The sequence below is a fragment of the Streptomyces sp. NPDC008121 genome (assembly GCF_042957155.1).
GTDB lineage: Bacteria > Actinomycetota > Actinomycetes > Streptomycetales > Streptomycetaceae > Streptomyces.
Genome location: NZ_JBIBHT010000001.1, coordinates 1,260,192 through 1,274,643 on the forward strand (window position 1 = coordinate 1,260,192; position 14,452 = coordinate 1,274,643).

At 70.9% G+C, this 14,452-nt stretch carries 15 protein-coding genes; 2 read left to right on the forward strand and 13 right to left on the reverse strand.

Annotated elements, in window-relative coordinates; all coding sequences use genetic code 11:
• The first annotated feature begins 2 nt into the window (after window positions 1-2).
• A complete protein-coding gene (locus ACFZBD_RS05385; RefSeq protein ID WP_391135646.1) occupies window positions 3-1,169 on the forward strand; it encodes an Ig-like domain-containing protein in 1,167 nt (388 codons plus the stop codon).
• A 124-nt stretch (window positions 1,170-1,293) separates the two neighbouring features.
• Window positions 1,294-2,841, forward strand: coding sequence for an alpha/beta fold hydrolase (locus tag ACFZBD_RS05390; protein ID WP_391135649.1), 1,548 nt, complete (start codon window positions 1,294-1,296; stop codon window positions 2,839-2,841).
• 72 nt (window positions 2,842-2,913) lie between these two features.
• Here the strand turns inward: ACFZBD_RS05390 and ACFZBD_RS05395 are convergent, their stop codons facing one another.
• From ACFZBD_RS05395 to ACFZBD_RS05455, 13 genes are all read right to left on the reverse strand, one after another.
• Complete coding sequence (locus ACFZBD_RS05395) at window positions 2,914-3,786, reverse strand: ABC transporter permease subunit (protein WP_391135651.1); 873 nt, start codon at window positions 3,784-3,786, stop codon at window positions 2,914-2,916.
• Window positions 3,783-4,427, reverse strand: a complete 645-nt coding sequence (locus ACFZBD_RS05400) for an ABC transporter permease subunit (protein WP_391135654.1) — start codon at window positions 4,425-4,427, stop codon at window positions 3,783-3,785. Before ACFZBD_RS05400 ends, ACFZBD_RS05395 begins: the two co-directional genes overlap by 4 nt.
• 16 nt (window positions 4,428-4,443) lie before the next feature.
• Window positions 4,444-5,358: a transporter substrate-binding domain-containing protein gene (locus tag ACFZBD_RS05405; RefSeq protein WP_391135657.1), complete on the reverse strand. Its 915-nt coding sequence runs from the start codon at window positions 5,356-5,358 to the stop codon at window positions 4,444-4,446.
• Between the two features lie 15 nt (window positions 5,359-5,373).
• A complete protein-coding gene (locus tag ACFZBD_RS05410) occupies window positions 5,374-6,120 on the reverse strand; it encodes an ATP-binding cassette domain-containing protein (protein ID WP_391135660.1) in 747 nt (248 codons plus the stop codon).
• A 129-nt stretch (window positions 6,121-6,249) separates the two neighbouring features.
• A complete protein-coding gene (locus ACFZBD_RS05415) occupies window positions 6,250-6,687 on the reverse strand; it encodes a DUF6278 family protein (RefSeq protein ID WP_391135664.1) in 438 nt (145 codons plus the stop codon).
• Between the two features lie 112 nt (window positions 6,688-6,799).
• Entirely contained in the window at window positions 6,800-7,579 is a 780-nt protein-coding gene (locus ACFZBD_RS05420; RefSeq protein WP_391135667.1) for an exodeoxyribonuclease III, read from the reverse strand.
• Window positions 7,580-7,635: 56 nt separating this feature from the next.
• A complete protein-coding gene (locus ACFZBD_RS05425) occupies window positions 7,636-8,268 on the reverse strand; it encodes an MBL fold metallo-hydrolase (RefSeq protein WP_391135672.1) in 633 nt (210 codons plus the stop codon).
• 36 nt (window positions 8,269-8,304) lie between these two features.
• Window positions 8,305-9,567, reverse strand: coding sequence for an alpha/beta fold hydrolase (locus tag ACFZBD_RS05430; RefSeq protein WP_391135675.1), 1,263 nt, complete (start codon window positions 9,565-9,567; stop codon window positions 8,305-8,307).
• Between the two features lie 138 nt (window positions 9,568-9,705).
• A complete protein-coding gene (locus ACFZBD_RS05435) occupies window positions 9,706-10,281 on the reverse strand; it encodes a hypothetical protein (protein ID WP_391135678.1) in 576 nt (191 codons plus the stop codon).
• On the reverse strand, window positions 10,278-11,453 hold the full coding sequence (locus ACFZBD_RS05440) for an ROK family glucokinase (RefSeq protein ID WP_391135681.1): 1,176 nt from the start codon (window positions 11,451-11,453) through the stop codon (window positions 10,278-10,280). Before ACFZBD_RS05440 ends, ACFZBD_RS05435 begins: the two co-directional genes overlap by 4 nt.
• A 36-nt stretch (window positions 11,454-11,489) precedes the next feature.
• Complete coding sequence (locus ACFZBD_RS05445; protein WP_391135684.1) at window positions 11,490-12,335, reverse strand: ATP-binding cassette domain-containing protein; 846 nt, start codon at window positions 12,333-12,335, stop codon at window positions 11,490-11,492.
• A complete protein-coding gene (locus tag ACFZBD_RS05450; protein ID WP_391135687.1) occupies window positions 12,332-13,381 on the reverse strand; it encodes an ABC transporter permease in 1,050 nt (349 codons plus the stop codon). Before ACFZBD_RS05450 ends, ACFZBD_RS05445 begins: the two co-directional genes overlap by 4 nt.
• Entirely contained in the window at window positions 13,378-14,361 is a 984-nt protein-coding gene (locus tag ACFZBD_RS05455) for a substrate-binding domain-containing protein (protein ID WP_391135975.1), read from the reverse strand. Before ACFZBD_RS05455 ends, ACFZBD_RS05450 begins: the two co-directional genes overlap by 4 nt.
• Window positions 14,362-14,452: the final 91 nt, after the last annotated feature.

Genomic DNA, 14,452 nt, shown 5'->3' on the forward strand with positions numbered 1-14,452 from the left:
ACGTGAACCGCATACGCCCGCGTCCCCTGCTCACCGCCGCCGCCGGGGCGCTCGCCCTGGCCGCCCTCACCGCGTGTTCCGGCGGGACGACGGCGGCCGACGACGGCAAGCCGGCCAAGCCGGCGACGCGGATCTCGGTGAACCTCACCGGTCAGCGCGCGAACGCGGGCGAGCCGGTCGTGGTGCGCCTCGCCGAGGGGAGGCTGGCCCGGGTCGAGGTGACCGACTCGCGGGGTGCGCGGCTCGACGGCACGGTCGCGGCCGACGGCCGGAGCTGGACCTCCTCGCGGAAGGCCGCCCCGGGGACTGCCTACGCGATCCAGGCGAAGGACACGGGCGGCGGCAGCGCCACCGCCGCCTTCACCACCGCCCCGCCCGAGAAGGTCAACAAGCTGACGCTGGCGCCCGGCAAGAACACCACCGTCGGCATCGGCCAGCCGCTGTCGATCGTCTTCGACCACCCGGTCAAGAACAAGGCGGAGGTGGAGAGGCACCTGCGCGTCACCACCTCGAACCGCACCGAGGGCTCCTGGGGCTGGATGCGCGACTGGTCCGGCAAGGACAGGGTGGACTGGCGGCCGAAGGAGTACTGGAAGCCGGGCACCAAGGTCACGCTGGACGCCCGGCTGAACGGCGTCGACTCGGGCGCCGGCGGCTGGTTCGTCCGCGACTACACCACCACCTTCGGCATCGGCGCGCGGCAGGTCGTCAAGGTCGACCTCGACCGTCACCGGCTGACCCTGCTGCGGGACGGCGCGGTGGTGAAGGACGTGCCCATGTCGGCCGGTACGCCCGGTGGCGACAAGGCGTCCTGGCGGGGGAAGACGGTGCTCATGTCGAAGGAGGGCACCATCAACATGCGCTCCGAGACCGTCGGACTCGGAGACGCCTACGACAAGATGGTCGACTTCTCCATGCGGCTGACCTGGTCCGGGATGTACGCGCACGCGGCGCCCTGGAACGCCTCCTACTTCGGCAGCGCCAACAGGAGCTCGGGCTGCATCGGCATGAGCGACGCGGACGCGCGGTCCGTGTACGACGCGGTGCGGGTCGGGGACCCCTTCGAGATCACCGGCTCCGACGCCAAGGGGACCCAGGCCCTGAACAACGGCTACGGCGAGTGGAATCTGTCCTGGGCGGAGTGGCGTTCCAAGAGCGCACTTAACTGACAGCTCGTCCAATAATCGTTACCCGCACGTAACTCACCGACCAGTTACCCCGAGTAAGTCTCCGCGGTTACCGTCGGGTCACTTTCACTGCCCCCCATCAGTGACACCCAGTGAGGAGTGACCCGTGCGCATACCCCTGGCCCTCGCCGTCTCGGCCGCTCTCGTGGCGGGGACGGCGTTCGGGCTCGCGCCCGCCGCCGATGCCTCGGAGACCGGCATCCGCTTCGTGGACATCGCCGGCGACGGCGGCACCGTCCTCAAGGCCAACGTCGTCACCCCGGCCGGAGCCGACGGCTCCGCCCGCTACCCCGTCATCGTGCTCCCCACCAGCTGGGCGATGCCCCAGATCGAGTACCTCGCCCAGGCGAAGAAGCTCGCCGACTCCGGTTACGTCGTGGTGAGTTACAACTCCCGCGGCTTCTGGCAGTCCGGCGGCGAGATCGAGACCGCGGGCCCCAAGGACGTCGCCGACGCCACCAAGGTCATCGACTGGGCGCTCGCCCACACCCCCGCCGACCCCGCCAAGGTCGGCATGGCGGGCGTCTCGTACGGCGCCGGGATCAGCCTGCTCACCTCCGCGCGCGACAAGCGCGTCAAGGCCGTCGCCGCCCTGAGCGGCTGGGCCGACCTCATCGAGTCGATCTACAGCGGCCGCACCCAGCACCGCCAGGCCGCCGGCCTGCTCGGCGGCGCCGGCTTCCTCACCGGCCGCCCCGGGCCGGAACTCCGTTCCATCCTCGACGACTTCCTCTCCTCCGACCTCACCAAGGAAGAGGGGATGATCGCCTGGGGCAAGAAGCGCTCGGCCGCCACCTACCTGGACCGGATCAACGCCAACGGCGCCGCGATCATGCTCGGGAACGCCTGGGGCGACACCATCTTCCCGCCCAACCAGTACGCCTCCTTCTACGAGAAGCTCCAGGGCCCCAAGCGCCTGGAGTTCCGCCCCGGCGACCACGCCACCGCCGAGGCGACGGGTCTGCTGGGACTGCCCAACGACACCTGGACCAACGCCCACCGCTGGTTCGACCGCCATCTCAAGGGCGCCGACAACGGCATCGACCGCGAGCAGCCCGTCCAGCTCAAGCCCCGCTCCTCCGGCGGCTACGAGGGCTACCCCGACTGGAAGTCGGTCGGCGCCGACGAGGCCAGGATCGCGCTCGGCGGCTCCCGGAAGATATGGGCCAACGTCGACTCCGGCGCCAACGGCGGCGTGGTCCTCCTCTCCAACCTCCTGGACCAGTTCCTCCACACCCCGCCCGTCGCCTCCATCCCGCTGCTCCCCCGCGCCTTCGCCGGCGTCTGGCAGTCCGAGCGGTACGACACCGCCCGGAAGGTGCGCGGCACGGCCAGGCTGCACACCACGGTCACCTCCACCAAGGAGAGCGGCACCCTCGTCGCGTACCTCTACGACGTGGGCCCGCTCGGCCTCGGCAAGCTGGTCAGCAACGCCCCGTACACCTTCCACGGACAGACGCCCGGCCGGCCGTTCACCGTCGACCTGGAGCTGTTCTCCACGGCCTACGACGTGCCGGCAGGTCACCGTCTCGCCGTGGTCGTGGACACGGTCGACCCGCTCTACATCGAGCACAACCCGACCGGCGCGCAGCTGACCTTCTCCTCGCCGTCGACCGACCCGTCGTACGTGTCGGTTCCGCTGCGGGAGGAGTGATCACCGGCTGCTGCCGGACGGGTACGGCCCCCTCGCGAGCCGCCGTGCGGCCGCGGTGTCCCCGGTGGCGCCTCACGCGCCGGTGGGAGGCCCCCCGCCCGGCAGCAGCGTCCCCCGGTCGGGGGGAGGGAGCTCCACGGCCTTGGTCTTGGGGTTGCGGCGCTCCCTCCTCGCCACCCAGGTGGCGAACCACGAGAGCAGCACGCACATGCCGATGTAGATCGGCGAGATGACCATCACGACGGGGATGAACGGCAGGTCGTAGTCGAGGTTCGACGCGATCAGCTTGCCGGCGTGCAGGAACTCCTCGTAGGTGATGAGGAATCCGAGCGAGGTGTCCTTCAGCGCCACCACCAGCTGGCTGATGATGGTCGGCAGCATGGCGCGGAGGGCCTGCGGGACCAGGACGTAGGTCATCACCTGCGTCTTGCGCATGCCGAGCGCGTACGCCGCCTCCCGCTGCCCGCGGTCGACCGAGTCGACGCCGGTGCGGAACACCTCGGCGAGCACCGAGCCGTTGTAGAGGGTCAGTCCGGCGACGAGCGCGGGCAGCGGCTGGACCTTGAGCGCGACGAAGATGAAGAAGATCATCACCAGGACGGGCATCGCGCGGAAGAACTCGACGAAGAGCGTCGAGACCCAGCGCAGGATCCGGTGCTCGGAGAGCCGGCCGGCGGCCAGGATCCCGCCGAGCACCAGGGAGAGCACCGAGGCGTAGGCGAAGGCCTTGAGGGTGTTGCCGAGGCCGCGAAGCAGCAGCTCCTGGATGCCCTCGTAGGTGAACGGTGCCCACTTGGTCGCAGTGAACTGCCCCGTGTCGAAGAGGAGGGAGAGGATCCAGCCGATCAGGGCGAGGATCACCACGGTCGAGAGGACGCCGTAGAGCCGGTGGCGCCGCCGGGTGAGCGGGCCCGGGATGTCGTAGAGGGCGGTGGACTGGCTCATCGGGCGACTCCCCAGCGCTTCTCCATGATGTTGAAGATCGCGCTGATGGTGAGGGTGATGATCAGATAGCCGACGGCGATCCAGACGAAGGTCCAGATGATGTTGTAGCCGAGTTCGCTCAACGTCTTGTAGGTGCCCAGGAGTTCGGTGACGCTGAAGGCTCCGGCGATGGCCGAGTTCTTGGCGAGCGCGATGAGCGTGGAGCCGATGGGCGGGATGACCGAGCGGAACGCCTGGGGCAGGACGACGGTGCTCAGGGTCTGCCCGAAGGTCATGCCGAGGCTGCGGGCCGCCTCGCCCTGGCCGCGCGGCACGGTGTTGATGCCCGAGCGCAGCACCTCGCAGATGAAGGCCGAGGTGTAGCAGCCGAGGGCGAGGACCGCGAACAGCTCGAAGGGGAGCACGAGTCCGAAGCGGGGCAGGCCCAGCATCACGGCGAAGAAGAGCAGGGTGAGCGGGGTGTTGCGCAGGACGGTCACCCAGACGGCTCCGAAGACGCGGAAGGAGCCGACCGGGGCGACCCGGAAGGAGGCCATCAGGAAGCCGAGGACGAGGGCCAGGGCCGAGGCGTAGACGGTGAGTTCGACGGTGCCGAGGAAGCCGTCGCCGTAGAGGGAGAAGTTCTGTGTCAGGACGTCCATGTCGCCGTTCTCCTCCTCAGTTCGCCGGGTAGCGGTCGATGGCCGGCGGCGCGGGGGCGGGCACCCCGGACAGGCCGAGGGTCGCGTCGTACGCCTTCTTCCAGTCGCCGTTCTTCTCGTGCGCGGCGAGGGCGTCGTCGAGGGCGAAGCGGAGGGCGTTGTCGTCGTGCGGGACGCCGATGCCGTACGGCTCCTGGGAGAACGGCTTGCCGACGACCTTGAGTTCGTCGGGGGCCTTGGCGGCGTAGCCCATCAGGATGGTGTCGTCGGTGGTGACGGCGTCGACCTGGAAGGTGAGCAGGTTGTCGACGCAGACGGAGTAGGTGTCGTAGGCGACGAGGTCGGCCTTGGGGTAGTCCTTCTCGATCCGCTGGTACGGGGTGGAACCGGCGGCCGAGCAGACCCGTTTGCCGTCGAGGTCCTGGGGGCCGTGGATGTCGTTCTCGTCGGTACGGACGAGCAGGGACTGGCCCGCCATGTAGTACGGGCCGGCGAAGCCGACGAGCTTCTTGCGGTTGGCGTTGATCGTGTAGGTGCCGACGTAGTAGTCGATCTGGCCGTTCTGCAGGGCTGTCTCGCGGTTGGCGGAGGCGATGGTGCGGTACGCGAGGGTGGCGGGGTCGAAGCCGAGGGAGGCCGACATCATCTTGGCGATCTCGATGTCGAAGCCGGAGAACGTCCCGGTGGCGGGGTCCCTCTCGCCCATATAGGGCTGGTCCTCCTTGACGCCGACGACCAGGTGGCCGCGCCGCTTCGCCTTCTCCCACGTCGGGGAGGAGGGCAGCCGGAAGTCGGTCCGGACCTGGTAGACGGGCAGGGCGTCCGGCTGCGGTCCCTTGACCGGTGGGCTGCCCTCCCTGCCGCAGGCGGCCGTCACGGCGGCGGCGAGCAGCAGCACGAGGGCGGCGAGGGTTCGTTTCGTACGGTGCATGGCGTCCCTCCCCGGTCAGTGCTTGAGGATCTTGGACAGGAAGTCCTTGGCGCGCTCGCTGCGCGGGGCGGTGAAGAAGTCCTCGGGCGTGCGGTCCTCGACGACCCGGCCGTCGGCCATGAACACGACGCGGTGGGCGGCGGAGCGGGCGAAGCCCATCTCGTGGGTGACGACGACCATGGTCATGCCCTCGCGGGCGAGCTGTCGCATGACCTCAAGGACCTCGTTGATCATCTCGGGGTCGAGGGCGGACGTCGGCTCGTCGAAGAGGAGCGCCTTGGGGTCCATGGCGAGTGCGCGGGCGATGGCCACGCGCTGCTGCTGGCCGCCGGAGAGCTGGGCGGGGAACTTGTCCGCGTGGTCGGCGAGGCCGACCCGGTCGAGGAGTTCGCGTGAGCGCCGGTCGGCCTCCTCGCGCTTGCGCCCGCGGACCTTGATCTGGGCCAGCGAGACGTTGGCGAGGACGGTCTTGTGGGCGAAGAGGTTGAACGACTGGAAGACCATGCCGACTTCGGCCCGGAGCCGGGCGAGCGCTCTGCCCTCCTCGGGGAGGGGGCGTCCGTCGACCAGGATCTCGCCCGACTCGACCGACTCCAGCCGGTTCATCGCCCGGCAGAGGGTCGACTTGCCCGATCCGGACGGCCCGATGACCACCACCACCTCCCCGCGCCCGACGGTGAGGTTGATGCCCTGCAGGACGTGCAAGGTGCCGAAGTGCTTGTTGACGTCACGCAGCTCGATCAACGGATCGACGACGGCCATACGCTGCCCTGCCCCATTTCTCAGCGGTGTCGAGGTCAGCGCAAACTATTCAGCACGAAAAGGGACGTGCCGACCGACACGCATGAAACGGGGATAAGCCGTATTTACTGCCGAAGGCGAGGAAAACGGTCAGTACTCGGCGGCTTCCGCGTACACCTGGGAGAGTTCGGGCGATCCGCTCACGGCCCAGTCGAGTCCGGCCTCGACCACGTTGATCTCCCGGCCGGAGGCCAGCCGGACGATCGGCTGCCCGCCGGGCCACAGCTGCCAGCTCGCCCCGGGCACCGTGCGCACGATCACCGTGCCCAGATAGAGGCCGGCGTCATTGCCCAGCCAGGGCAGCTCCTCCGGATCGTCGCGCCAGCGCGGAGTGAGCTGGTCGATCGCCCCGAGCGAGCGCGGAGTGTCATCCAGGGCGATCCCGGCCTCCTCGGCCCTGGCGCGCAGCAGCTCGCACTCGGCGAGCAGCTCCCCCATCCCCTCCGGGTCACGGTCGAAGGCCGCGGCCAGCGGGGTGCTCTCGGCTTCGCGCCGCTTGCGCCAGTTGTCCAGGAACGGGATGTACATCCGTCCAGCGTCGCACCGGACCCTCGCCCGGCACCACCCGGCGCGCGGAGATCGTCCGGGCGCCGGGGCGCGCGGCGAACCCCCGGCGCGCGGACCGGCGCGCGCCGGGGGGTCAGATGTCCAGGTCGACGACGACCGGGGCGTGGTCGGACGCGCCCTTGCCCTTGCGCTCCTCGCGGTCGACGTAGCTGTCCTTCACGGCGTCGGCGAACGGCTTGTTGCCGTACACGAGGTCGATCCGCATGCCCTTGTTCTTCGGGAAGGAGAGCTGGCGGTAGTCCCAGTACGTATAGGGGTGGTCGTACTTGAGGGGGCGCGGGACGATGTCGGTCAGCCCGGTCTCGCGCAGACCGGCGAGCGCCGCCCGCTCGGGGGCGGTGACGTGCGTGGCGCCCTCGAAGAGGGAGATGTCCCAGACGTCGTCGTCGGTCGGGGCGATGTTGTAGTCACCGAGGACGGCGAAGGGGCGCCCGCCCGCCGCGTCCTCGGCGACGGCGGCCTGGAGCGCCTCCAGCCAGCGCAGCTTGTAGGCGTAGTGCTCGTGGGCGACCTCGCGGCCGTTGGGGACGTACACCGACCAGACGCGCACCGGGCCGCAGGTCGCGGAGATCGCGCGGGGCTCCTGCGCGGTCTCGTAGTCGGGCGCGCCGGGCAGGCCCATGACGACGTCGTCAAGGCCCACCTTGGAGAGCAGGGCGACGCCGTTCCACCGCCCGGTGGCGTGGACGACGGAGGCGTATCCCAGCTCGCGCAGCTCGTCGGTGGGGAACTGCTCGGCGGTGCACTTGGTCTCCTGGAGGCAGAGCACGTCCGTGCCGCTGCTCTCCAGCCAGGCCAGGAGGCGGGGCAGCCGGGCGGTGATCGAATTGACGTTCCACGTGGCGATGCGCATGGCCGCAAGCCTAACGGCGGGGTGTGACAGTCACCGCGTCCGCGGCCGCGGCGCGGTCACAGCTCGGTGGAGTCGCCGGGGGTCAGCCGGCCGTGGTCCGTGCCGCCGAGTGCGCCGATCTGGCGGTCGTAGATCGGCCGGGCGAGGTCGGTGAGCAGGGCGTCGTGGATGTCGTAGGCCCGGCGCGGTCTGATCTCGCGGACGTAGTCGATGACCTCGGAGATCTTGTTCCAGGGGGCCATCACCGGCAGCATCAGGGTGTCGACGGGCCGGCCGGGCAGGGTCAGGGCGTCGCCGGGGTGGAAGACCGCGTCGTCGACCAGGAAGCCGATGTTGGTGACCCGGGGGATGTCCGGGTGGATCACGGCGTGCAGCTCGCCGTGGACCTGCACCTCGAAGCCGGCGGCGGTGAACGTGTCGCCGTCGCCGACGGTGTGGACCCGGCCGGGGAACGCGGCCGAGAGCTGCTCGGCCACGCTCCGCAGCGTCCAGATCTCGGCCGCCGGGTTGGCCTCGAGACCGGCCCGCAGCCGTCCCTCGTCGAAGTGGTCGGGGTGCTCGTGGGTGACGAGGACGGCGTCGGCGCCGAGTGCGGCGTCCTCCTCGCTGAACCCGCCGGGGTCGACGACGAGGGACCGCCCCGCCTTCTCCAGGCGGATGCAGGCGTGCGACTTCTTCGTCAGCTTCACAGGGGTCCCCCTCACGACGGCATGGAACGGCCCACCCTACGGGGTGGTCTCCTCCTCGATCACCCGCCGCACCACGCGCAGGGCGCTGTCGGCGGCGGGCATCCCGCAGTAGACCGCCGTCTGCAGCAGGACCTCCCGGATCTCCGCCGGGGACAGTCCGCTGCGCAGGGCGGCCCGGGTGTGGTCGGCGAGGGCGTCGAGGTGACCGCCGGCGATCAGGGCGGTGAGGGTGACGCAGCTGCGGGTGCGGCGGTCCAGGCCCTCGCGGTTCCACACCTCGCCCCAGGCGTAGCGGGTGACCAGGGCCTGGAACTCGGCGCCGAACCCGTCGTCGAGCACCTGGTCCACATGGGCGTCGCCGAGGACCTCGCGGCGCAGCTTGAGGCCTTCGTCGTACGGGTCGGGCCGCACGGAACCCGTTCCCTCGGGGACGGCCGCCGACGGGGCGATCTCGGCGACGGGGGCGACCGGGGCGGAGACGGGCGGCATCGGCGGGGCGGGCAGGGCGCTCTGGGTGTCGTGGACGATCCCCGCGAAGTGGCCGGTGAGGAGGTCGGTGACGGCTCCGGGCTGTTCGACCGGGGCGAGGTGGGAGGCGCCGGGGACGACGGCGAGCCGGGCGTCGGCTATCCCGGCGACCAGGGTGCGGGCCTCGGCGGGGCCGGTGACCTGGTCGTCGGAGCCGACCAGGACCAGGGCGGGGACGCCGATCCGGCCCAGGGCGTCGCGGACGTCGAAGAGGGCGAGGGCCTCGCAGGCGCCGACGTAGCAGCCGGGGTCGGTCGTGCGCACCATCTGGACGGCCCACTCGACGATCGCCGGCTGGCCGGCGGCGAAGCCCGGGGTGAACCACTGCTCGGGGGCGGTGCGCGCCATGGGTTCGAGGCCGTGGGTCCGGACGACGACCCCGCGCTGGCGGAACTCGTCGGCGCTGCCGAACCGGGGCGAGGCGGCGATCAGGGCCAGGGAGGCGACCCGGTGGGGTGCCCGCAGGGCGAGGTCGAGTCCGACCGCGCCGCCGATGGAGCAGCCCGCGTACCCGAAGCGCTGGACGCCCAGCTCGTCGAGGGTGGCCAGGAGCCGGTCGCCCAGCTCGGCGACGGTGGTGAAGGACCGGGCGGGGGCGCCGCCGTGCCCGGGCAGGTCGAAGCGGACGACCCGCCACTGCCGGGTCAGCTCCGGTATCTGCCGGTCCCACATGTGCATGGTCGTTCCCAGCGAGGGGCCGAGGACCAGGACCGGGGCCTGGTCCGGCCCGTCGACGCGGTATTGCAGGGTGTTCGTCGGTGTCTCACTCACGCCCTGCACGCTCTCACATCCCGTGGTCGGCCCGTGGCGGGGGGCGATGAGCACTCTCCGGGGGCGGTGTGCCGACGAGGGCGCTCCGGCCGGAGCGGGCCGGCTCCGGGGCGTCCTCCCGGGGGTGGCGGGCGCCTGTCAGGGCGTGGTGGTGGAGACGACGTAGACGGTCGGGGCCGCCGGGTCGGTGAGGTCGACGGTGAGGTCCTGGCCCGGTCTCGGCTTGTCGCGGGTGATGCTGGTGCCCGACCAGTCGCGGTCGCGCGGGAAGTCCCAGCCGACGATCGAGGCGTCGCGCTCGCCGATGGTGACCTCGCCGGCCGTGAGGCCGGAGCGGCTGGTGCCGAGCCGGTCGAGGAAGGTGTCGAGCTTGCCGGCGCTGGTCGTGAACCGGACGTACAGGCGGCTGGTGCGCCAGTTGCTCGTCTCGTAGTAGGCGACGTCGGTGCTGCCGGCCGGGATGGGGACCTCGAAGATCCGGCGCTTCATCTGGGAGGGCCAGTTGTCCTGGAGGCCCGCGGCCGAGGACTCGCGCTCCTTGTCCCGCCCGCTGTCGCGGCTCTGGCCCGCGGAGATCAGCAGATAGCCGGCCGGGATGCCGACGAGGAGGACGATGATGATCGCCGTCAGCCAGCGGCGGCGGATCATGTGGCGCCGGTCCTCGGGCAGCTTCGTCCGCTGCTCGGGGGAGGCGGACGGGGAGGGGACGGTCATGAGGGCGGGTCCTGGGTGGTGCGGGAGGCGCGTCCGGCGGTGCCGTTGAGCAGTGCCTGGGCGTAGCGCTCGTAGCGTTCGTGGCGTTCGACCCGGCGGCGGTTGGCGCGGCGGAAGCGGCGGGCGACGAGCCGGGCGAGGTCGGCGGCGCCGACCATGCCGGCCTCGGGGCCGAGCTGGGCCTTGGCGATACGGGCCTCGGGGCGGTAGCCGCGGCCGGTCAGATGCCGGCGGAAGGCGTCCCGGGCGGGGCCGATGAGGAGGTCGTCGGCGGCGCTGACGCCGCCGCCGATGACGAAGCAGGAGGGGTCGAGGGCCGCGGCGAGGTTGGCGATGCCGACGCCGAGCCACTGGCCGATGTCCTGGAGCAGCTCCACGCACATGGCGTCGCCCTCGCGGGCCAGCTCGGTGATGAGCGGGCCGGTGATCTCGGGGACGTTGCCCTGGACCCGGTCGATGATGTTGTACGCGACCGGCGAGTCGGCGGCGGCCAGCTCACGGGCCTCGCGGACCAGGGCGTTCCCGGAGCTGTACTGCTCCCAGCAGCCGCGGTTGCCGCAGGGGCAGCGGTGGCCGCCGGGGACGACCTGCATGTGGCCGAACTCGCCGGCGACGCCGTACTTCCCGCGCTTGACCCGGCCCTCCTCCAGGATCGCCCCGCCGATGCCGGTGCCGAGCGTGATCATGACGAGGTGGTCCTCGCCGCGTCCGGCGCCGAAGCGCCACTCGGCCCAGGCCGCGGTGTTGGCGTCGTTGTCCACCATGACGGGGACGGCGAGCCGGGACTCGAGCGCGTCGCGCAGCGGTTCGTTGCGCCAGGCCAGGTGCGGGGCGAAGAGCACCGTGGCCCGCTCGGCGTCGACCCAGCCGGCCGCGCCGATGCCGACGGCGTGCACGTCGTGCCGGTCGGAGAGGTCCAGGACCAGCTCGACGATGGTGTCCTCGACGACCTTGGGGCTCTTGGACTTGTCGGGCGTCTCGGTGCGGAGCTGCTCCAGGATGGTGCCGTCCGCGTCGACGACACCGGCCATGACCTTCGTACCGCCGATGTCGATGCCGACGGTGGGCACCTTCGGGGCGGTCAGGTGGGAGCGCCGTTCGCGGGTGCCGACGGTCCGCAGCACGGTGCCCCGGGCGGAGCCGCGCTGGGTGAGGTCGCGGTAGGTACTCATCGGCTCGATTCTGCCAGGTGGGGTGTCGGGGCGCCGTCACGTGGCGGAGGGGCGCTCCAGTTCGTGGCGGAGGTCCTCCAGCTCGCTGCCGCCGGCCATCTGGCGGGTCAGCTCGTCCAAGGTGACGGCGCCGGCGCCGGTCTTGGTGTGGCTGCCCGACATGAGACCGCGCTTGAGCAGGATGAACCGGTCGCCGACGAGGTAGGCGTGGTGGGGGTTGTGGGTGATGAGCACCACGCCGAGGCCTTGGTCACGGGCGGCGGCCACGTACTTCAGGACCACTCCGGACTGCTTCACGCCGAGCGCGGCGGTCGGCTCGTCGAGGACGAGGACCTTGGCCCCGAAGTGGACCGCCCGGGCGATGGCCACGCACTGGCGCTCGCCGCCGGAGAGGGTGCCGATGGGCTGGTCGACGTCGCGCAGGTCGATGCCCATGCGCAGCAGCTCGGCGCGGGTGGTCCGGCGCATCCGCTCGACGTCCAGGCGCTTGAACGGTCCGGCGCCCTTGGTGGGCTCGGAGCCGAGGAAGAAGTTGCGCCAGACCGGCATCAGGGGGACGACGGCGAGGTCCTGGTAGACGGTGGCGATCCCCCGGTCCAGCGCCTCGCGCGGGTTGGCCAGGGAGACCTCCTCGCCCTCGATGCGGAAGGTGCCGGCGTCGTGCCGGTGGAGCCCCGCGATGATCTTGATGAGGGTGGACTTGCCGGCGCCGTTGTCGCCGAGGACGCAGGTGATCTCGCCCGGGTGGACCTCCAGCGAGACGCCTTCGAGGGCCCGGATGTTGCCGTAGTACTTGCTGACGTCGTCCAGCTCGACCAGCGGCGCCGGATCCGGCGCGGCGGAGGGCGCGGGCGACGGGGCCGGCGGAGGGGTCGTGGTCACTTGGTCGCCTCCACGCGCTTGCGGATCCAGGCGTTCAGCAGGGTCGCCAGGAGGAGCATCGCTCCCAGGAAGAACTTGAACCAGTCCGGGTTCCACTCGGCGTAGACGATGCCCTTGCTGGTCATGCCGAAGATGAACGCCCCGACCGCCGAGCCGATGGCGGAGCCGTAGCCGCCGGTGATCAGGCAGCCGCCGATCACCGCCGCGATGATGTAGATCAGCTCGTTGCCGACGCCCTCGCCCGACTGGACGACGTCGAAGGAGAAGAGCAGGTGCTGGCCGGAGACCCAGGCGCAGAAGGCCACGCCCATGTAGAGGCCGATCTTGGTCTTGAAGACCGGGACGCCGACCGCGCGGGCCGCGTCGGCGCCGCCGCCGACGGCGAAGATCCAGTTGCCGAAACGGGTGCGCAGCAGGATCCAGGTGGCCAGGGCCACCAGGACGAGCCACCACAGGATGGTGACCTTCAGCTCGACGCCGCCGACGGTCAGCTGGGAGGCGAAGAGCTTCCTGGCGGAGGGGAAGCCCTCCATGTCGGCGATCGACTTGGTGGAGACGGTGCCGCTGATCAGCTTGGTGAGACCGAGGTTGAGACCGGTCAGCATCAGGAACGTGCCGAGCGTGATGATGAAGCTGGGCAGTTTCGTGCGGGTCAGCATGAAGCCGTTGAAGACGCCGATGGCGAGGGTGACGAGCAGGGAGACGCCGACGCCGACCCAGACGTTCGCCGTCATCTGGTAGCTGAACATCGAGGAGATCAGCGCGGAGCTGGTCACCATCACGCCGGCCGACAGGTCGAACTCCCCGCCGATCATCAGCAGGGCGACGGGCACCGCCATGATGCCGATGGTGGAGGCGGCGTAGAGGACCGTGCCGAGGCTGGAGGCGCGCAGGAAGCTGTCGGCGACGATCGCGAAGAACAGGAAGACGGCGGCCGCGCCGACGACCGAGCCGAGTTCGGGCCGGGCGAGCAGTTTGCGCAGCGGTGAGGTGCGCAGCAGCCGTTCGTCGACGTGGTCGAGGCCGGACGGGCTGGTGGTGCTCATCGGGTGCCCCGCTCGGTGTACTCCTTGAGCGCGGTGGCGTCGTCCTTGGTGATGATCTGCGGGCCGGTGAGGACCGGCTTGCCGCCGCCGAGGACATCGGCGTTGTACTTGTACAGCCAGAGCAGGTCGACGGCCTCGTACCCCTGGAGGTAGGGCTGCTGGTCGACGGCGAAGCCGAGCGTCCCGGCGCCGAGGGCGGTGGCGACCTTGGCGTTGAGGTCGAAGGTGTCGATCTCCGCGTCGCTGCCGGCGGTCTTCTTCGCCTGGACGGCGGCGTCGGCGAAGGGCGCGCCGAGGGTGACGACCGCGTCGATGGAGGGGTCGGCCTGGAGCTTGGCCTCGATGGACGCCTGCACGTCGGGCATGTTGGTGCCGTCGACGTAGAGGTTCTGCAGGTCGCCGCCGAAGGTCTTCTTCGCTCCGCCGCAGCGCTGCTCGTGGCCGACGTTGCCCTGCTCGTGCAGGACGCACAGGGCCTTCTTGCGCCCCCGCTTGTCGAGTTCCTCGCCGACCGCCTCGCCGGCGACGGCCTCGTCCTGGCCGATGTGGGTGAGCGCGCCGAAGGCCTTGGACTGCTCCGATCCGGAGTTGACGGTGATGACCGGGATGCCGGCCTTCACCGCCTTGGCGACCGCCGTCTTCATCGCGTCCGGCTTGGCGAGGGTGACGATGAGCCCGTCGACGCCCTTCGCGATGTACGAGTCGATCAGCTGCGCCTGCTGCTGGGCCTCGTCGCTGTGGGCGTACAGGAAGTTGATGTTGTCCTTGACGGCGGCCTGCTTGGCGCCGTTCTGGACGATGTCCCAGAAGGTGTCCCCGTCGCCCGAGTGGGTGACCATGGCGAAGGTCCACCTCGGTGTGTCGACGGCGGCCCTGCCCTGGGCGGCGGCGGCCTTGCGGGCGTCCTCGGCCCGCTTGCCCCCCGTACTGCTGCAGCCGGCGAGTGCGGCGGTGAGCGTCACCGCGAGCACGGCGCCGATGGCCGCGCGTACCCCTCCTGTCCGAACCCTGGTCACGAGGCCGTGCCCTCCTTTATGTCCTTCTGCGTGCATTGCAGTATCGGTCATGGGG

Coding starts and splice junctions, on each gene's coding strand:
- ACFZBD_RS05395 (WP_391135651.1), bottom strand. CDS start 3,786: ATGAGCCAGTCCACCGCCCTCTACGACATCCCGGGCCCGCTCACCCGG.
- ACFZBD_RS05400 (WP_391135654.1), bottom strand. CDS start 4,427: ATGGACGTCCTGACACAGAACTTCTCCCTCTACGGCGACGGCTTCCTC.
- ACFZBD_RS05405 (WP_391135657.1), bottom strand. CDS start 5,358: ATGCACCGTACGAAACGAACCCTCGCCGCCCTCGTGCTGCTGCTCGCC.
- ACFZBD_RS05410 (WP_391135660.1), bottom strand. CDS start 6,120: ATGGCCGTCGTCGATCCGTTGATCGAGCTGCGTGACGTCAACAAGCAC.
- ACFZBD_RS05415 (WP_391135664.1), bottom strand. CDS start 6,687: ATGTACATCCCGTTCCTGGACAACTGGCGCAAGCGGCGCGAAGCCGAG.
- ACFZBD_RS05420 (WP_391135667.1), bottom strand. CDS start 7,579: ATGCGCATCGCCACGTGGAACGTCAATTCGATCACCGCCCGGCTGCCC.
- ACFZBD_RS05435 (WP_391135678.1), bottom strand. CDS start 10,281: ATGACCGTCCCCTCCCCGTCCGCCTCCCCCGAGCAGCGGACGAAGCTG.
- ACFZBD_RS05440 (WP_391135681.1), bottom strand. CDS start 11,453: ATGAGTACCTACCGCGACCTCACCCAGCGCGGCTCCGCCCGGGGCACC.
- ACFZBD_RS05450 (WP_391135687.1), bottom strand. CDS start 13,381: ATGAGCACCACCAGCCCGTCCGGCCTCGACCACGTCGACGAACGGCTG.